This is a genomic window from Brachybacterium sp. JB7, from assembly GCF_003335205.1.
GTDB lineage: Bacteria > Actinomycetota > Actinomycetes > Actinomycetales > Dermabacteraceae > Brachybacterium > Brachybacterium alimentarium.
The window spans coordinates 405,068-424,338 of sequence record NZ_QPGN01000002.1; the positions used below are offsets into that span (position 1 = coordinate 405,068).

Below are 19,271 nucleotides of genomic sequence, written 5' to 3' on the forward strand. Positions count from 1 at the left end.
TGGTCTGGTCGGGTCTGGTCAGGCTCAGATCTCGGGCTGCATTCCGGTCAGGACGGTGAGGATCTCCTCGGCGACGTCCGCCGGGGGACGCGTGCCGAACAGCGACTCCTCGCTGAGGCGGGAGAGCTCGTCGCCGAACCCGACCCCGGAGGCAGGGGTGACCAGCGGCGGACGCACCACCTCGGCCTGCATGTCCCGGGCGAAGTCGAGGGAGACCATCTCGTTCTCGTCGAGCACCGTCTCGATCTCGGACTGCAGTTCGGGGAAGGCTGTCACCCCGCGCTCGATCTTCAGCACCTTCGCCGCCTCGGGATCGCGCAGCAGGAAGTCGACGAGCGTCGCCGCGGCCTCGGGGTCCGGAGCGTTCGCCGCGATCGACCAGTACATCGACGCCTTGTTGACCATCTGCGGGTCTCCGCTGGTGAGGGCCGGCAGCCGCAGGAGCTTCAGGGGCGAGCCGGAGGCCTCCTGGAAGGTCTGCACCTGGGTGTGGAACTGGAAGTGGAAGGCTGCGCGGTTGTTGCCGAAGCGGCCCTGCTCGACGCCGGCGGCGAAGTCCTCGATCTGCTCGGAGGGGCCCACGGCCGCACCGGAGTCGACCAGTGCGAGCGCGTACTCGAGGTAGGCGGTGATCGTGTCGGCGCTGATCAGGGTCTCGTCCTCGCGCGGGAACAGCTGTTCACCGCTCTGACGCGCCCAGGCGCCGAGCTCGGCTGCGCTGGTGCCGAAGAAGTCGAGCCCGACGACGTCCTCGCCCTCCTCCTTCGCCCAGGCGCTCACCGCACCGGTGATCTCGGCGAAGTCGTCCCAGGTCCAACCGGTGTCGTCAGGCATGTCGAGCCCGGCCTGCTCGAGGAGGGTGGGATTCACGCCGACGGAGAAGATCCCGACCCCGAGCGGCGCCCCCACGAGCGTGCCGTCGGCCAGACGCCCGGTGTCGAGCACGGCTTCGTCCATCGCTCCGAGATCGAGCACGTCGGAGACGGTCTCGAGGTCGAGCAGGGAGGAGCGGGTCCCGTAGGAGTCGATGTAGGCCTCGTCCATCTGCAGCACCTGGGGCGCGTCGCCGCCGGCGAACTGGGTGGCGAGCTTGTCCCAGTACCCGGTCCATTCGCTGTACTCGGGGGTGACGGTGATGTCCTCGTGCGACTGCGCGAACAGGTCCAGCGCATCGCGGGTGAGCGTATTGCGCAGGTCCCCGCCCCACCAGTAGATCCGGACGGTGCTGCCGTCCCCGTCCTCACCGCCGGGTGAGGCGTTGGGCCCGCACGCGGCCAGGGCGGGCAGGGAGCCGGCGGCGGCGAGCAGGGTGAGGGTGCTGCGACGGGTGATCATCATCGATCCTTCCAGGGCCGTCCGACGCGATGGTCGGGCAGGGGCGTCGGTGTGGGTGGGGAGCATGGAGCGCTGTGCAGGGAGGTGCGTCCAGGCAGGCGTGGCGACGGGGCGCGCCATTGCGGGTCCGGTGTCAGGTGTTCGGTGTTCGTCCTGGTCACGAGCGACGACGCTCGTGACGGACGGGAGGACTCCCACTAAGTTATGGACGCACACTAATCGGAGCTCGACGTCTGGACAAGGGGTTCGGGTGCGCGTCGGGCGGAAGGAGCAGCAGGAGATCGACAGAAGGGGCGACAGGCGGACCGGGGCTCGGTCGATCGTGATCCGTGCGTGACGATGCCGGGTTGACAAGAGGCTCGTCAAGCGCTTTCCTGGGGTGAGTCGTCCCCGGATGAATCGCCGCAGCCGCGAGCGCTTGAACGTCGGATGGCCCGAGGAGAGGATTGAAACCTTTCACTCGTCATAGTCCTCCGGATCGTGCTGCTGCGCGGTCCGCGCCATATCGGGTGGGACGACGGAGTTCCCGCCCGAGCATCACCCCGACCGGGGCGACCACGGTGGTCACCCGGAGACCATCTCGCCCCGCCTGTCGGCGCCGCGACGATCACAGGAGATCTGATGTTCACTCGACGTAGAGCCCTCGCCCTCGGCCTCGCCGTCCCCGGTCTCGCCGGCCTCGCGGCCTGCGGTCCCAATGCCTCCGGCGGCTCCGGGGGAGGCGGCGGTGAGGGTGGCGGCGCCACGCTCCGCCTCGCCTGGTGGGGCAACCCCACCCGCGATGAGAACACCACGAAGGTGGCCGAGGCCTACGAGGAGGTCGATGACGAGGTCACCATCAGCCTCGAGCCGGGCGAATGGAGCGGCTACTGGGACAAGCTCGCCACCCAGACCGCCGGCGGCGATTTCCCCGACATCGTGCAGATGGACGAGAAGTACCTCGCCGAGTACGGGGAGCGCGGCGCGCTGCTCGACCTCGCCGACGCCGGTCTGAACACCGACGACTTCGTGGAGGGATCGGTCGAGGTGGGCGAGCTGCCCGACGTCGGTCTGGCCGCGATCAACGCCGGTCTGAACGCCTTCGCGTTCCTCATCAACCCGATGGTCTTCGAGGATGCCGGCGTCGATATCCCCGACGACACGACCTGGACCTGGGACGACCTCATCGACACCGCGGTGAAGATCTCCGAGAACACCGACACGGGCACCTACGGCATGACCCAGATGGGCACCGTGCAGGGACTGTTCCAGGTGTTCGTGCGCCAGGCCGGCCAGGACCAGTACAAGGACAAGGGGGCCGGCTTCGATCTGAAGACTGCCACCGAATGGTTCGACTGGGCCAAGAAGGTCCAGGACAGCGGCGCCGGTCCCGATGCGAGCGTCTCGGTCGAGGACGCCGCGCAGGCGATGGACCAGTCCCTCTTCGCCACCGGCAAGGTCGGCATGACGGTCGCCTGGTCCAACCAGGTCGTCGCCCACGATGCTCTCGTCCCCGAGGGCGTCGTCGTGCTGCGCCCGCCGTCGATGGAGGGCTCCGCCTCCGCGGCCCAGCTCTGGTACAAGGCCTCCATGTACTGGGCGGTCTCCGCGAAGGCGTCGGACCCCGAGGCCGCAGTCGCCTTCGTGGACTTCCTCGTGAACTCGCCGGACGCCGGCAAGATCCTCTCCGTCGAGCGCGGAGTGCCCGGCAACATGACGGTGCGCGAGGCGATCGTGCCCGACCTCGACGAAGCCAACAAGAAGGCCGTGGACTTCCTCGAGTCGATCGAGGACGAGCTGGGCGACGCCCCCGAGATCACTCCGCAGGGCGGCGGCCAGTTCGAGGACATCCTCACCCGTGCCGGCGAGGACATGCTCTTCGGCAAGCTCACCACGGAGGAAGCCGGCCAGCGCGTGCTCGACGAGCTGGAATCCGCTCTTGGCTGAGACCACCCATGCCGCGATGCCCTGCCGGGAGGGGAATCGTCCCCTCCCGGCGGGGCCCGTCGGTGATCCGATGAAGGGAAGAGACCTATGAGTGCAGTCGGCGAACTGACACAGATGGTGTCGAGCCGCAAGAAGGGCGGCGCGAAGGAGAAGCACCCCGACAACAAGTCGGCATTGGTGTTCATGCTGCCCTGGCTGGTGGGGCTCCTGGGGATCACGCTGATCCCGATGATCGCGTCGTTCGCGCTCGCGTTCACCGACTACAGCCTGCTGGCGCCGCCGGAGTTCGTGGGCCTGGCGAACATCAAGGAGATGATCTCCGATACCCGCCTGCACAACTCGCTGGTCGTCACCTTCATCTACGTGTTCGTGGGGACCCCGCTGCAGCTGGTCATGGCGCTGCTGCTCGCGGTGGTGCTGAACCAGGGCATCAAGGGCCTGGCCTTCTACCGCTCGATCTTCTACCTGCCCTCGCTGCTGGGCGGTTCGGTGGCCATCGCGATCCTGTGGCGCCAGATGTTCGGCGCGAACGGTCTGATCAACCAGGTCGCCGGGATGATCGGCTTCGAGAACCTGCCGGGCTGGGTCTCCAACCCGGATACCGCGCTCAGCACGATCATCCTGCTGCACGTGTGGACCTTCGGGTCCCCGATGATCATCTTCCTGGCGGGCCTGCGGCAGATCCCCGAAATGTACTACGAGGCCGCGTCCGTGGACGGTGCCTCGAAGGTCGCGCAGTTCTTCCGGATCACGATCCCGCTGCTCACGCCGATCATCTTCTTCAACGTGGTGCTGCAGGTCATCAATGCGTTCCAGTCGTTCACCCAGGCCTTCGTGGTCTCGGGCGGCACCGGCGGACCGTCGGATTCGACGATGTTCTACACGCTGTACCTGTACCAGAAGGGCTTCACCCAGTTCGACATGGGTTACGCGTCCGCGATGGCCTGGCTGCTGCTGATCATCGTGGCGATCTTCACCGCCATCAACTTCTTCGTCTCCAAGTTCTGGGTGTTCTACGATGACTGATCTTCAGAGCCGGCCGATCCCCGCCGATGCCTCCGGTGCCGGCACCGGAGGCCAGGGCGCCTCGCCCGCAACCCCGAAGCCTCGCCCCCGGCGTCTCGTGCGCCGCGGAGTGCGGCACGCGATCATGATCATCGCGTCGGTCGTGATGATCTATCCGCTGCTGTGGATGGTGGTCTCCTCGCTGCGACCCAATGAGGAGATCTTCCGCAACCCGAGCCTGTTCCCGATCAGCCTGGACTTCTCGAACTATGCGCGCGGCTGGGAATCCCTCGCGCAGCCGTTCTCGCACTACCTGATGAACTCCACGCTGCTGGTGCTGGGCTGCGTGATCGGCAACCTCATCGCGTGCTCGCTGACGGCCTATGCCTTCGCGCGGCTGAAGTTCTGGGGCCGGAACATCGCCTTCGCGATCATGCTCATGACGCTGATGCTCCCGATCCACGTGGTGATCGTGCCGCAGTACATCATCTTCAGCCAGACCGGCTGGGTGAACACCATGCTCCCCCTGATCCTGCCGAAGTTCCTGGCCACGGATGCCTTCTTCGTGTTCCTCATGGTCCAGTTCATCCGCGGCATCCCCCGGGAGCTCGACGAAGCGGCACGCATCGACGGCTGCGGTCATTTCCGCATCTTCTTCCAGGTGATCCTGCCGCTCATGCTCCCGGCGCTCGCGACCACCACGATCTTCACGTTCATGTGGATGTGGAACGACTTCTTCGGCTCCCTCATCTACCTGACCACCCCGGAGAACTTCACGGTGCCGCTGGCCCTGAAGTCGTTCCTGGACACCCAGGGCTCCTCCGACTGGGGAGCCATGTTCGCCATGTCGGTCGTCTCCCTGATCCCGCTGTTCCTGGTGTTCCTGTTCGGTCAGCGATTCCTCGTCAAGGGATTCGCCACCACCGGCATCAAGTAGCCGCCAGGGCGGCCGACGGGGCCTGCAGCCCCGTCGGCCGCCGGATCATTTCTGTTCCCGCTCGTTCCCGCCCTCGTTCCACCCCATCGCCAGGAGAGACATGCCCACCCGCTATGCCCTGATCGGTTCCGGACACCGTGCCCAGATGTACCTCGATGCGATCGCCGGGCCGCACGCCGATGTCGCCGAGCTGGTGGCCCTGCTGGACGTGAACCCGACCCGTCGCGAGTTCCACCGCGACCGCGTCCCGGCCTTCGCCGACGTGGTGCTGGCCGGACCCGAGCAGCTCGAGTACGTCATCCGCAAGCAGCAGGTGGACCGGGTGATCGTCACCAGCATCGACCGTCTGCACGCCGAGCACGTGGTGCGCTCGCTCGAGGCCGGGGCCGACGTGATCGTCGAGAAGCCGCTGACCATCGATGCGCCGTCGGCCCGCGCCATCCAGGACGCGATCGACCGCACCGGCCGCAGCGTGGTGGTCACCTTCAACTATCGCTACAGCCCCCGCAACAGTGCGCTGAAGCAGGTCATCGCCTCGGGAGAGATCGGCGACGTGGTCTCCGTGAACTTCGAATGGGTGCTGGACACCCAGCACGGCGCGGACTACTTCCGTCGCTGGCACCGCGACAAGACCCACAGCGGCGGCCTGTTCATCCACAAGGCCGCCCACCACTTCGATCTCGTGAACTGGTGGATCGCCGACACCCCCGCCCGGGTCTATGCCCGCGGCGGCCTGCGCTTCTACGGCCAGGAGAACGCGAACGCCCGCGGCCAGGCACCCCTGCCCGAGCGCGGCACCCACGACGGCACCCACGACCCCTTCGAGCTGGATCTGCGCTCCGACGAACGGCTCGAGGCGCTCTACCTCAAGGCCGAGCAGCACGACGGCTACCAGCGCGACCGCTCGGTGTTCGATGCCGGCATCACTGCCGAGGACAACCTCACCGCGATCGTCGACTACGCGGGCGGGCCGGTCCTCACCTACGCCCTGAACGCGCACAGCCCCTGGGAGGGCTACCGGGTCGCGGTCAACGGCACCAAGGGTCGCGCCGAGCTCGAGGTGGTGGAGCGAGCCGAGGTGATCGCGAAGGGGGAGGACGGGCAGTCGTCCTCGCACGTGGACCCCAGCGCCGTCGCCGTCTCCACGGCCGATGCCGGGGTCCGCGAGCGCGGTGAGCACCTGGTGGTGCAGAACCACTTCGCCCCGGCCCGGGAGGTCGAGATCCCCGAGGGCGTGGGCGGGCACGGCGGCGGCGACGCCCTGCTGCTGCGCGACGTGTTCGTGGGCCCCGCCGAGGACGAGCTGGGCCGCCCCTCCGACCACCGCGACGGTCTGCGTGCGATCTCCGTGGGCATCTGCGGCAACGAGTCGCTCGCCACCGGCGGCCCCGTCGACGTCGCCGAGTTCCTCGGCCTGGATCTCGCGCGGGACGCGCAGGTGGAGGTCGCCCGATGACCACCGCGCCCTCCGGATCAACCGATCCCGCCCGTATCGCGCTGATCGGCACGCACGGCTTCGGCGCCTCGCACCTGCGCAACCTCGCCCGGCTCGAGAAGGAGGGCGTCGCGCGTCTGGTCGGCGTCGTGGACGTCACCGAGCCGCCGGCGGAGCTGCAGGCGATCCACCACCGATCGCTCGGCGAGCTGCTGGACGCGGTGAGCGCCGGGGACCGGCCCGAGATCGTCATCATCGCCACTCCGATCGACACGCACGTGCCGCTCGCGACCGAGGCGCTCGCCGCCGGGCTCGACGTGTACCTCGAGAAGCCTCCGGTGCCGGCGCTGGAGGAGCTGCAGCAGCTGGAGGACGCGGCCCGCGCTGCCGGATGCTCGGTGCAGGTCGGCTTCCAGGCGCGCGGCGGGGCCGGTGTGGATCTGCTGGCCGACGAGGTCGCGAACGGCGCGCTCGGACAGGTCGACACCGTGCAGGTCTACGGTGCCTGGCAGCGGGATCGCGCCTACTACCGCCGCTCCGCCTGGGCCGGCAGGCGCCGGCTGAACGGCCGACGGGTGGCCGACGGCGTGGCCACCAATCCGCTCGCCCACTCGGTGCACGCAGGCCTGGTCATCGCGGGGATCCACGAGGTCTCCGACATCAGGTCGGTCACCACGGAGCTGCGCCGGGCCCATGACATCGAGGCCGACGACACCACCTTCCTGCGGATCGACCCGGTGGGCGACGGGCCCGCGGTGGTCTGCGCACTGACCACGGCGGCGCCCACGCAGAGCCCGCCGTGGATCGAGGCCGTCGGGACCAGCGGCACCCACCGGCTGTTCTACACGGACGACGTCTCCCGACGCACGCAGAGCGCCGCGGCCGGCGCGGCCGTCGAGCTCACCCACCAGCGGCTCGACCTGCTCGAGAACCTCATCGCCCACGTGCGCGACCGCTCCGTCGGGCTGCTCTCCTCGCTCGAGTCGACCGGGGCGTTCAGCGCCGTGCTCGAAGCGATCCAGTCCGCCCCGGATCCGGCACCGATCCCCGCCGAGGCCGTCGACTGGCAGGGGGAGGGCGACGCCGCGCACCCCGTGGTCGAGGACATCGAGGAGACGCTGCGGCGGTCCCTCGCCGAGGGGCGACCCTTCAGCGAGCTCGGGGTGAGCTGGGCGGACGAGGAGGCCGTCCAGGTCTGGACCCCGCCGGCGCCCTGAGGCACGCGGCGCCGACCATCGACCAGCACCCTCCGAGGAGACCCCGTATGCCCCGCTCAACTGTCGACGAGGCAAGGACCCTGTTCACCGCCCCGGATCCGGCGGCGCGCCCGATGATGCGCTGGTGGTGGTTCGGGCCGGACGTCGACGCGGCAGAGATCGACCGCGAGCTGCGAGCGATGGCGGACGCCGGGCTCGGCGGAGCCGAGGTCTCCTTCGTCTACCCGCTGCGGCAGGATTCCCCCGAATACCTCTCCGACCGGGCCATGGCGCACCTGCGTCATGCCGCCGAGACCGCCCGTGACCTGGGGCTGCGACTCGATGTGACGCTCGGCAGCGGCTGGAGCTACGGGGGTTCCCACATCGGGCCCGAGCACGCGTCGCGGCGCCTGCGCTGGGAGCACCGTGGCCTCGGCCCGGCTCCGCTCGCCGTGGAGCTGGTGCCGTCCTGGCCGGGGGACGAGATCGTCGGCGCGTACCTCGGCGACGGAGTCCCGCCGTCGGCCTGGCGCGCACTGGAGCTCGACCGCGATCCGTCCTCGCAGGCGGCCCGGCTCGAGATCCCCGCGGGGCGGGGGCCGCGGACCGTGCTGATCGCGTGGTCCACGACCACCGGCCAGCAGGTCAAGCGCGCCGCCGCTGGCGCCGAGGGGCCGGTGCTGGACCATCTCAGCGCCGACGCCGCCCGCCACCACCTCGCGGTGGTCGGCGAACGGATCGTCCGCGCCGTACCGGCCGAGCTGCTCGGCTCCGTGTTCAGCGACAGCCTCGAGGTGTACGACGCCGGCTGGACGGCCGGGCTGCCCGAGCACTTCCGCGCCCGTCGCGGCTACGATCCGCTGCCGCTGCTGCACCTGCTCGAGGTGGACGTGCCGGCAGCTGGGGACACACCTGGCTCTCCTGGCTCCCCGGGCTCCGCGACGTTCCGGGAGGACTTCGGCCGCACCCTGTCCGAGCTCGTCCAGGAGAACTTCGTGGCCGTCTGCCGGGACTGGGCCGAGGAGCACGGGGTGCGCTTCCGCCTGCAGGGCTACGGCGAGCCGCCGATCACGATGAGCGCGCAGCGCGGCGCCCATCTGATCGAGGGCGAAGGTGCCGGGTGGACCTCGCTCACCCAGTCCCGATGGGCGTCCTCGGCGGCGCATCTCGACGATCGGGCGTCGGCCTCCAGCGAGATCTGGACCTGGGTGCACTCCCCGTCCTTCCGCGCCACCCCGCTCGACCTGCTCGGGGAGGCCCATGAGCACCTGCTTCTCGGCATCACCCGCTTCGTCGGCCACGGCTGGCCCTACAGCGCACCCGACGCCGCGGGACTCGGTTGGACCTTCTACGCCGCCGGCGCACTGGACGATCGCAATGCCTGGTGGCCCGCGATGCCCGAGCTCACCGCGTATCTGACACGCCTCTCCGGGGTGATGAGCGAGGGCAGGACCGGCGCCGACGTGGCCCTCTACCTGCCCTATGCGGACGTGCGCGCGGCGAGCCGAGGCGGCCACGACCTGTGGCGCGCCTGCCGCGCCCACGTCGGGGAGGAGATCCCGGCGCTCCTCCGACGCGCCGGCTACGACATCGACCTGATCGACGACGACGCGCTCACCGCCCTCGATCCTGCCGCCTATCCGCTGGTGGTGCTGCCGCGGGTGCATCGCCTGCCCGCTGCGGCGGAGGGCTGGCTGGACCGGGCGCGGGAGGCCGGGGGCACCGTGCTGTCCGTCGGCTCCCCGGCCTATCCCGCAGGCGTGGCCGTGACCGCCCCGGCGGATGTGGTCGACGCGGCAGCGCTCGTGGACCACTCGCTGCTGGCTGCTGCGGCCCAGCAGGCCGGGCGGGGCACCGACGAGGGCGCGGAGGGCGACGAGGGCGACGAGGGCACGGCCCCGCTGGCGGCGGCCGTGCAGGCCGCACTCGCACCGCCCGTGTCCCTCGAGGGGGCAGGTGGCGAGATCGGCGTGGTGCGGCGACGCCTCGAGGACGGCGACCTGTATCTGCTGGTGAACACCGGGCCGACGACCCGCGAACTCACGGTGCGTCTGCGCGAGCCCCGTGAGCACCTGGAGGTGTGGGACCCCGCCACCGAGGAACGGATGGTGCTCACGATCGACGGCGGATCCGACGGCGGAGCCGAGGGTGGGCCCGACGGGGGAGCCGTGAGGTTGCACCCGTACCAGGCGCTGCTGCTGGTCGCGAGCGGTCAGGCCGTTCCCGACAGGACGGAGCAGGCCGGACAGGCTGGCGTCCCCACGGACGCACAGCGAGCAGGCACGGTCCCGTCGGCGGCCCCGGCGGCCCCGGCGGCCCCGGCGGCCCCGGCGGTGGAGATCAGCGGCTGGACGGTCTCGCGCGGGAGCGCCGCCCCGCAGGAGGTCGAGCTGCCGCATCTGCTGGGCCCCGTGCCGGACGCCGACCTGAGCCCGCTGGTGTTCGAGGCGAGTGTGCACCTCACCGAGGAGCAGCTGCGCGGCCGGGTGGAGCTGGACCTGGGAGAGGGCACTCCTCGCCCGGCGACGCCGGGCGCCCAGGGGTATCGGACGATGCTCGAGCCGCCGGTGCGGGAGATCGCCGTGGTCGAGGCGAACGGCCAGCGGTGCGGCGTGATCTGGCGCCCGCCCTATCGCCTCGACCTCACCGCGGCGCTGAGGCCGGGGGAGAACCGGCTGCGGATCCAGGTGCACGGCACCACCGCGCCCGCCGCGGCCGCCGATCCCGAGACGGAGCGGACGGTCGCCGCTGCGCACGCCGCCTACGGCGAGCGGTTCCAGCAGCAGCAGCTGGAGCGGATGCTCGACGGGGCGGACACGGGCCTGGGTGTCGTGCCGCAGCTGCGGATCCTCTGACGGACGGCTCTCCGAGAGGCCGGCACAGGCCTCCTCCTCCGCTGCCGGGGGAACCCTTCTGACGCGTTCGGCTGCCCGGCACGGGAGAGCGATCCTGAGCGAAATGCGCCGACATCAGCAGAACACATCGAACTGTGACCGTTTTCTGCTGTGTTGGAGGTCACGTCCGGGCTAGAGTTTCGGATCGAGCACCGACGCTCGACCGAGGAGAGCCATGACCGCTGATGTCTCATCCGGAGAGGCCCTGCCCGGGGTCCGCCCCGGCACCCGCCCGAAAGCCCCGCTCGGGCGCAGGATCTACCACTCCTTCGTGCTGCGGCGCCTGGTGCGGTCGGCCTTCGTGATCTGGGTGGTCGCCTCCGGCGTGTTCCTCATGGTGCGCCTGCTGCCGGGCAACCCCGTGGACGTCTACATCAACCAGCAGATCGCCCTGTACGGGAAGAGCTACGAGCAGGCGGCGGCCGAGGCGCAGAACTACTTCCGCTTCGACCCCGCCACCCCGATCTGGCGGCAGTACCTCGACTACCTCGCCGGGCTCCTCCACGGCGACATGGGCACCTCGATCGCGACCCCCGGCGTGACGGTGACCGGCAAGATCGCCCAGTACCTCCCGTGGACGCTCTACAGCGTGGGCCTCGCCCTGCTGATCTCCATCACGATCGGCCTGATCCTCGGCATGATCATGGCCTACCGTCGCGGCGGCATCATCGACCACGTCGTCTCCATCGTCGGCAGCGGTTTCCACGCGATCCCCAACTACCTGCTGGCGATCCTCATCGTGGTGGTCGGCGCCGTGCAGCTGGGCGTCATCGACTACACCCGGATGCGCGGCAACGTCTCGCCCGGCGTCACCCCGGAGCTGTCCCTGCGGTTCCTCTCCGACATCGGGTATCACGCGACGCTGCCCATGATCACGTACATCCTCACCACCGTGGGCACATGGGCGCTGATCATGAAGGCCTCGACCACGCAGGTGCTCGGCGAGGACTACGTGACCGTCGCCAAGGCGCGCGGGCTCAAGGAGTCCCGCATCCAGACCAACTACGTCGGCCGCAACGCGCTGCTCCCGCTCATCGCCCAGATCGCCACCCAGGCAGGGTTCATCGTCGGCGGCGCGATCTTCGTCGAGCAGACGTTCTCGTATCGCGGCATCGGGCTGCTGCTGTTCGAGTCGATCAACACCCGCGACTATCCGACGATCCAGGGCGTGCTGCTGGTGGTGACGATCACGGTGGTGCTCGCGAACCTCGCCGCGGATCTCGTCAACGCCGCGCTCGACCCACGGATCCGTCTCGGCGAGGGAGGTGCGGCATGACCGGCGCGCCCCCTCCCGTCACCTCCGCTCCTGGAGCGCCCGCCCCCGAGAGAGCGGCCGCCGTCAGTCCGCTGCGTCGTCTGCTCAGCGAGCTCACCCGCAGCCGTTCCGGCTTCGTGGGCCTGTGCCTGGTGGTCGCCATCCTGCTGGTCTCCCTGCTGGGACCGCTGGTCCTCGGGTCCCAGGTGGTCGGCGACCCGATGCGCGCCTGGGAGGCTCCGAGCGGGTCGCACTGGCTGGGCCTGGAGGGCGGCGGCAAGGATATCCTGCACCTCCTGGTCACCGGAGGCACCACCGTGCTCATGGTCGGCTTCCTCGCCGCGACGATCACCACCGTGATCGCGGTGGCGATCGGGTCGCTGGCCGGCTACTTCGGCGGCCGCTTCGACGCCCTCATGCTGCAGCTGACCGACGTGGTCATGACCGTCCCGCAGATCGTGCTGCTGGCCGTGGTGGGTGCGTTCTACAAGCTGGACTCCCCGATGCTGCTCGGCGTGATCATCGGGATCCTCAGCTGGCCGGTGCTCATGCGCTCCATCCGCGCCCAGGTGCTCTCGCTCAAGGAGCGCGAGTTCGTCGAAGCGGCCCAGCTGCTCGACGTGGGCTGGGTGCGCATCGTGTTCGGGGAGATCGTCCCCAACATGGCCAGCTACATCCTCATCAACTTCATCATCGCGGTCACCAACGCCATCTACGCGATGGTGGGCCTCTACCTGCTGGGCCTGGCCCCTCAGAAGGGCAGCAACTGGGGAATCATGATCAACGACGCGTGGACCAAGGGGGCGATGTTCAACCCTGATGCGATGGCGTACATCATCGCCCCGGTCACGATGATCGTGCTGCTCCAGCTGGGCCTGATCCTCCTGACCCGCACCCTCGAAGAGATCCTCAACCCCCGACTGAGGGACCGCTGATGAACGATTCCACGCCCCCGCTGTCCACTCCGACCGGTCCGCAGGGCCTCGGTCACGAGAGCCTCGGCCCCGACGGCCCCGGCCATGACGACACCGGCCCGCAGGAGGCTCCCGTCCTCTCGGTGAGGGACCTCGAGGTCGCCTACCGCACCGGCAAGCAGTCCCGCGTGCGGGCCCTGCGCGGGGTCAGCTTCGACCTGTACCCGGAGAGCTCCCTCGCCCTGGTCGGGGAGTCCGGCTGCGGCAAGACCACCCTCGGCCTCGCACTGCTGCGACTGCTGCCCACCCTCGGCGAGATCACCGGCGGCGAGGTGACCTACACCGGCGGCGACGGCCGCTCCCGGGACGTGACCGCGATGAGCGCCTCGCAGCTGCGCAGGTGGCGCTGGTCGGAGGCCGCGATGGTGTTCCAGGGCGCCCAGAATGCGTTCAACCCGGTGCTCACCATCGGCCAGCAGATGGCGGAGACCCTCAAGGACCACGCGCGCGGAGGGATCGGCCGACGGGAGATCCTCGAGCGCTCGGCCGAGGCGCTGCGCTCGGTGCGGCTCGAGCCGCGGCGCGTGCTGGGCAGCTACCCGCACGAGCTCTCCGGCGGCATGAAGCAGCGTGCCCTCATCGCCACCGGCCTGCTCCTGCACCCCCGACTGCTGGTGCTCGACGAGCCGACCACGGCGCTGGACATCCTCACGCAGCGCACCGTGATCGACCTGCTCGCAGAGCTGCGGGCCGAGTACGGCTTCGCGATGATCTTCATCTCGCACGACCTCGCGCTCGCCGCGGAGCTCGCCGATCGGGTGATCACGATGTACGCGGGCAAGGTCATCGAGACCGGATCGACGCAGGACATCTTCACCGCGCCCAAGCACCCGTACACCTCGAAGCTCATCAACGCCGTGCCCCCGGTGACGGGCGATCTGCCGGAGCTGGCCTCGATCCCCGGCGCTCCGCCGTCGCTCGCGACCCTCCCACCCGGCTGCGCCTTCGCCCCGCGCTGCGAGCTCGCGACCGAGGAGTGCGTGCAGAGCGAGCCCGAGCTGATCACCCTCGCGCAGCGCCCGGCGGACATGACGCACGCTGCGGCCTGCATCCATCACGACCAGGTCCATCACGAACGGAAGGTGATCGCGCGTGCGTGAATCCACCGCTGAGCCCGCTGGGTCCGCTGGGTCCGCTGAGCCCGCTGAGCCCTCGGCATCCCGCCCGGCACCGGGCTCCGTGCCGGCACCGGCCCCGCTCATCGAGCTGGACGGCGCCTCGCAGGTCTTCCACGTCAAGGGCAAGGACCTGCCCGCCGTCTCGGACGTCTCCCTGAGCGTCGGCGAGGGCGAGGTGCTGTGCCTGGTGGGCGAATCCGGCAGCGGGAAGACCACGACGGCGCGCCTCGCGGCGGGTCTCGCCGCCCCGACCTCCGGTGCCGTGCGCTTCGAGGGCAAGGACCTCTCGGAGATGACCCGGGCGGAGCGCCGCGAGTACCGGCGCGCCGTGCAGTACATCCACCAGGACCCCTACGCCTCGCTGAATCCGATCCGCTCGGTGCGCAGCACGCTCGCGATCCCGCTGAAGCGCCATGGGCTCGCTCGCACCGCGGCCGACGTGGACCGACGGGTCGACGAGCTGCTCACCACGGTGGACCTCACGCCGCCGGAGAGCTACAGCGCAAAATTCCCGCACCAGATGTCCGGCGGCCAGCGCCAGCGCGTGGCCGTCGCCCGTGGTCTCACGCTCTCCCCGCGCCTGCTGATCGCCGACGAATCCACCTCGATGCTCGACGTCTCGATCCGGGTGAGCCTGCTGAACATGCTCACCAGGCTGCGCACGGAGGAGGGCGTCGGCTTCATCTACATCACCCACGACCTCGCGCTCGCGAAGTACTTCGCCTGGGAGGGGCGCACGGCGGTCATGTACCTCGGCAAGATCGTCGAGGTGGGGCCCACCCCGCAGGTGATCAACTCCCCTCAGCACCCCTACACCAGAGCCCTGCTGGAGGCCGTCCCCGAACCCGATCCGGAGCTGGCCGCGCAGAAGAAGGCTGCGGGCGGACTGCTCAGCGCCGAGATCCCGAGCCTCTCCGACCTGCCCAGCGGCTGCACCTTCCATCCCCGCTGTCCGCTCGCGGAGGACCGCTGCCGCGAGGTCATCCCCGTGCTGCGCACAGCGCCCGAGGCCTCCGCGCAGGAGGTCGCCTGCATGGTCGTCACCGATCCGCAGCCTGCGGCGTCGGCCGGAACCGCACCCGGAGGAGGTGGACCCCCGTGATCGACATGGCCACCCGGGCCCTGCTCTCCCTGGGCTGCTTCGTGGGGGTGGGCGCCGCGCTCATGATCCCCTTCACCCAGGCCGGCACCGGGGAGCGGGTCGTCAGCATCCTGGCGCTCGTGCTCGGCATCGGCATCGTCGCCGGCTCGGTGGCCGCGCGACTCCTCAGCTCCCGACGACGCCAGCGCAACGACGCGATGGCGGATCTCATCGACGACCCGATCGTCACGACCAAGGAGAACCCATGATCAGCAACTGGACCCGACGAGACGTCCTCAAGGCAGTGGGACTGACCACCGTCGCCGGAGCGGGTGTGGCGGCCTGCGCCCCGGCCGAGCCCGAGGGCGGCGGCGGCAGCGGCGGCGAGGGGAGCGGCGGAGACTTCCACGGCGCCTGGCCGTACATGCCCTCCCCGGAGGGCCACTTCAACTTCGCCGCCCTGCCCTACGCCGGTGTGCCGACAGTCATCCTCGGCGACGGCCCGTACCGCGACCTGCTGCTCCCGCCGTCGGCCCTGTGGCTGTGGGCGGACAAGGAGTGGGAGTACCTCATCGCGGAGTCCCATGAGCTCGACGCCGATGCGGGCACGCTCACCGTGACCCTCAAGCCGGACCTGACCTGGAGCGACGGCTCGGCCCTCACCTCCCAGGACTACCTGACCACGTTCTACGTGCAGTTCATCCAGCGCTCCCCGGCCTGGGACTTCATCACGGGGCTCGAGGCACCGGACGACACCACCGTGGTGGTGAGCTTCGAGGACCCGCCCGCGGTGCTCGAGCGCTTCATCCTCAAGAGCAACATCGTCCCCACCGCCCAGTACGGCGAGTGGGCGGATCGGGCCAAGGCGATCGTGGATGCCGGCGGGTCGATGGACGAGGGCGACGGCGAGGCGCTCGGCACCGACTTCCAGACGTTCAAGCCCGAGAAAGTCGTGGTCTCCGGTCCGTACGACTTCGACTACGACACGATCACCAACACCCAGCTCACCCTGGTGCGGAACAAGACCGGCTACGGGGCCGACAAGGTCACCTTCGACAACGTGGTCATCTACAACGGCGAGACCACCGAGATCACCTCGCTGGTGCAGTCCGCGGACATCGACTACGCGACCCACGGCTTCGCGCCGGCCTCGGAAAAGCCTTTCGAAGCGGCCGGCTACACCATCCTCCGCCCGCCGGTGTACTCGGGGCCGGCCCTGTACCTCAATCAGGAACGGTTCCCGGAGTTCGCCGACGTGCGCACCCGCAAGGCGTTCGCGCACCTGCTCGACCGCGCGACCATCGGCCAGGTCTCGCTGGCGGAATCCGGCGTGGCCGTGACCAACATGGTCGGCTTCTCCGACAACTTCGTCGATGAGTGGCTGACCGATGACGTCAAGGGCAAGATCGACAAGTACGAGCAGGACGTCGACAAGGCGACCTCGCTGCTCGAGGAGGCGGGCTGGACCAAGGACGGCGACGCCTGGAAGACCCCGGAGGGGAAGTCCGCCTCCTACGAGATCCAGTTCCCGCAGACCTATGCCGACTGGTCGGCGGCGGGCAAGGAGGTCGCCGAGGAGTTCGCGGCCTTCGGCATCTCGGTCACCGCCCGTGGTCTGGACGACAAGCAGGCTCCGATCGACCTCGACAAGGGCGACTTCGAGATGGCGATCGAGGCATGGGGCTCGTCGGCCCACCCCCACCCGTACTTCTCCTTCGTGCAGGACCTCTTCGTGCACAACATCCCGATCGCGAAGAACCAGGGCGGCAAGGGCTACGCCTTCCCGCTGCAGGACGTGGAGACCTCCGCCGGGACGGTGGATCTCGAGGAGGTCGTGACGAAGTCGGGCGAGGGCCTGGACGTGGAGGACCAGAAGAAGAACGTCTCCGTCGCGGCGCTGGCCTTCAACGAGCTGCTCCCGATCATCCCGATCTTCGAGCGCTACGGGAACAATCCCGCGCTCGAGGGCGTGCGGGTGCAGGGCTTCCCGGCGGAGGACGATCCGATCCTGGAGAACGCCCCGTATGCGGACAACTTCGTCGTGCTGAAGATGTTCCGCGGTGAGATCACCCCGGTCGAGGGCTGATCGCGGACGGGCCGATCCCGGGTCGGTCCCCCCGGCCGGCCGCCACTGCCCAGGTAGCCGCTACTGCCCAGGTGGCCGCTACTGCCCAGTGAGCCGCTACTGCCCGGGTGGCCGCTACTGCCCGGGTAGCTGCCACTGCCCAGGTAGCCACCACTGCCCAGGTAGCCGCTACCGCCCGGCGAGCCGCTACTGCCCGGTTATGAGCGTCTCACTTCCACTGATGGAAGTGAGACGCTCATAACTGTCCGGTAGGGCTTGGGCTTGGGCTTGGGCTTGGGCTTGGGCTTGGGCTTGGGCGTGGGCGTGGGCGTGGGCGTGGGCGTGGGCGTGGGCGTGGGCGTGGGCGTGGCGTGGCCCGACCTGACCTGACCTGGCCAGGCCAGGCGTGACCCTGCCTAAGGGCGGGGCCCAGGGAAGAGAACGGATCAGCTCTCGGGCTGCATGTCGGTGAGGATCTCGAGGATCTCGTCGGCCACGTCCGAAGGGGTGCGCTTGCCGAACAGCGACTCTTCGGCCAGACGGGTGTACTCGTCCCCGAAGCCGACTCCGCTGGCGGGCGTCACCGCAGGTGGCTTCACGACCTCCTCCTGCATGGTCTGCGCGAAGTCGAGGGAGACCAGCTCGTTCTCGGTGAGTAGCGGGCGCACCGCCTCCTGCAGCTCGGGGAAGGCGGGGATGCCGCGCTCGATCTTCAGCACCTCGGCGGCGCCCTTGTCGTTCAGCAGGAAGTTCGTGAGCTCTGCGGCGGCGGCGGAAACCGCCGACTTCGCGCTGAGGGACCAGTACATGGACGCCTTGTTCACCATCTTCGCCTTGCCGCTGGTGCGGGCGGGGGTGCGCAGCAGCTGCAGCGGGTCGCCGGTGGAGTCCTGGAAGGTAAGGATCTGCGAGCTCGGCACCTGTTGGAAGGCGCAGCCCGCCGTCGCGAACAGTCCCTGCTCCAGGCTCGCCGAGTTGTTCTCGATCTGCGCCCCGGGCTCGAGCGCCGCGCCGGAGGTGGCGAGGCTGAGGCTGTACTCCAGCAGCGAGACGATCGTGTCCTTGGAGACCATCTTCTCGTCCTCGCGGGGGAACAGCTGCTCGTCGTCGGACTGTCGTGCCCACGCGGCGAGATCGCCGGAACCTAGACCGAACCCGCTGGTTCCCACCAGGTTCTCGCCCGAGGACTTCCCCCACTCGGAGATCTCCTGGCAGAGCTCCAGGAAGTCGTCCCAGGTCCAGGTGGTGTCATCGGGCAGGGCGATGTCGGCCTTCTCGAGCAGCGTGGGGTTCATGCCGGTGGCGAAGAGGTTGAACCCGTTCGGCGCTCCCACGAGCGTGCCGTCGGCCAGGCGTCCGGTCTCGAGGATCGCGTCGTCCATCGCGGAGAGGTCCAGCGTGTCCGAGACGCTCTCCAGATCCAGCAGCGACCCCTTGCTGCCGTAGGAGTCGATGTAGGCCTCGTCCATCTGGATGATGTCCGGGGCGCTGCCGCCGGCGGTCTGGGTGGCGAGCTTGTCCCAGTATCCCGACCAGTCGCTGTACTCCGGTTCGATCGTGATGTCCGCGTGGTCCTCGGAGTACATGTCCAGCACCTCTTGGGTGAGCCCCGCCCGAAGATCTGCTCCCCACCAGTAGATCCGCAGCTTTCCGCTGTCGGAGCTGGAGGCGGAGTTCGGGCCGCAGGCGGCCAGGGCAGGAGCGGCGCCGGCGGCGGCCATGAGGGCGAGGGCGTGACGGCGAGAGAGCATCGGAATCTCCTGTGCAGGGGCGGCGAGACGGTGGGACTGCGGTGACGGTCGAGGGGGAGAGCTTCTCTGCTCACGTGGGAAATTCAGGCTCTTCCGGCTGGGCCCGACCGGGGCGGACATGAGCCAGTCTCGACCCGACGCACTGCCACGGTCAAGCGCTTACCGCGGTGCGGGACGGGGCGTGCTGTGCCGTGGAGCGCCGTGCCGTGCTGTGCCGTGCCTTGCCGTGCAGCGGCGTGCTGCTGTGCCGTGCTGTCGGGCAGGCGGCCGTGGGCTCCGTCGGCGAGGGTCCGCCGTCT

14 protein-coding genes are annotated in these 19,271 nt (G+C 69.5%); 12 read left to right on the forward strand and 2 right to left on the reverse strand.

Translation table 11 applies throughout. From position 1 onward, the window contains the following. Positions 1-24: 24 nt before the first annotated feature. Positions 25-1,338 (reverse strand): ABC transporter substrate-binding protein, encoded by a 1,314-nt coding sequence (locus CIK81_RS04160; RefSeq protein WP_241963926.1) that lies wholly within the window; start codon positions 1,336-1,338, stop codon positions 25-27. Between the two features lie 618 nt (positions 1,339-1,956). Between CIK81_RS04160 and CIK81_RS04165 the strand changes: the two genes are divergently transcribed. The 12 genes from CIK81_RS04165 (at position 1,957) to CIK81_RS04220 (ending at position 17,242) form a co-directional block, all read left to right on the forward strand. Beyond that, complete coding sequence (locus CIK81_RS04165; protein ID WP_096197087.1) at positions 1,957-3,261, forward strand: ABC transporter substrate-binding protein; 1,305 nt, start codon at positions 1,957-1,959, stop codon at positions 3,259-3,261. Positions 3,262-3,348: 87 nt separating this feature from the next. Continuing rightward, positions 3,349-4,287: a carbohydrate ABC transporter permease gene (locus CIK81_RS04170; protein ID WP_096197088.1), complete on the forward strand. Its 939-nt coding sequence runs from the start codon at positions 3,349-3,351 to the stop codon at positions 4,285-4,287. Next, positions 4,280-5,203, forward strand: a complete 924-nt coding sequence (locus CIK81_RS04175) for a carbohydrate ABC transporter permease (protein ID WP_096164594.1) — start codon at positions 4,280-4,282, stop codon at positions 5,201-5,203. Before CIK81_RS04170 ends, CIK81_RS04175 begins: the two co-directional genes overlap by 8 nt. 100 nt (positions 5,204-5,303) lie before the next feature. Continuing rightward, positions 5,304-6,659, forward strand: a complete 1,356-nt coding sequence (locus tag CIK81_RS04180) for a Gfo/Idh/MocA family protein (RefSeq protein ID WP_096197089.1) — start codon at positions 5,304-5,306, stop codon at positions 6,657-6,659. Beyond that, positions 6,656-7,855, forward strand: a complete 1,200-nt coding sequence (locus CIK81_RS04185) for a Gfo/Idh/MocA family protein (protein ID WP_096164592.1) — start codon at positions 6,656-6,658, stop codon at positions 7,853-7,855. The genes CIK81_RS04180 and CIK81_RS04185 overlap by 4 nt, the downstream gene beginning before the upstream one ends. Positions 7,856-7,902: 47 nt before the next feature. Further along, positions 7,903-10,689, forward strand: coding sequence for a glycosyl hydrolase (locus tag CIK81_RS04190; protein WP_114355412.1), 2,787 nt, complete (start codon positions 7,903-7,905; stop codon positions 10,687-10,689). Positions 10,690-10,903: 214 nt separating this feature from the next. Next, positions 10,904-12,004 (forward strand): ABC transporter permease, encoded by a 1,101-nt coding sequence (locus tag CIK81_RS04195; RefSeq protein ID WP_096164590.1) that lies wholly within the window; start codon positions 10,904-10,906, stop codon positions 12,002-12,004. Then, positions 12,001-12,918, forward strand: a complete 918-nt coding sequence (locus CIK81_RS04200; RefSeq protein WP_096164589.1) for an ABC transporter permease — start codon at positions 12,001-12,003, stop codon at positions 12,916-12,918. Before CIK81_RS04195 ends, CIK81_RS04200 begins: the two co-directional genes overlap by 4 nt. Continuing rightward, positions 12,918-14,057, forward strand: a complete 1,140-nt coding sequence (locus tag CIK81_RS04205) for an ABC transporter ATP-binding protein (RefSeq protein WP_096164588.1) — start codon at positions 12,918-12,920, stop codon at positions 14,055-14,057. The genes CIK81_RS04200 and CIK81_RS04205 overlap by 1 nt, the downstream gene beginning before the upstream one ends. Continuing rightward, positions 14,050-15,177, forward strand: coding sequence for an ABC transporter ATP-binding protein (locus tag CIK81_RS04210; protein WP_114355413.1), 1,128 nt, complete (start codon positions 14,050-14,052; stop codon positions 15,175-15,177). The genes CIK81_RS04205 and CIK81_RS04210 overlap by 8 nt, the downstream gene beginning before the upstream one ends. After that, positions 15,174-15,425 (forward strand): hypothetical protein, encoded by a 252-nt coding sequence (locus tag CIK81_RS04215; RefSeq protein WP_096164586.1) that lies wholly within the window; start codon positions 15,174-15,176, stop codon positions 15,423-15,425. The genes CIK81_RS04210 and CIK81_RS04215 overlap by 4 nt, the downstream gene beginning before the upstream one ends. Next, positions 15,422-17,242, forward strand: a complete 1,821-nt coding sequence (locus CIK81_RS04220; RefSeq protein WP_096164585.1) for an ABC transporter substrate-binding protein — start codon at positions 15,422-15,424, stop codon at positions 17,240-17,242. The genes CIK81_RS04215 and CIK81_RS04220 overlap by 4 nt, the downstream gene beginning before the upstream one ends. A gap of 425 nt (positions 17,243-17,667) precedes the next feature. Here the strand turns inward: CIK81_RS04220 and CIK81_RS04230 are convergent, their stop codons facing one another. Further along, a complete protein-coding gene (locus CIK81_RS04230) occupies positions 17,668-18,972 on the reverse strand; it encodes an ABC transporter substrate-binding protein (protein WP_114311417.1) in 1,305 nt (434 codons plus the stop codon). Positions 18,973-19,271 lie beyond the last annotated feature (299 nt).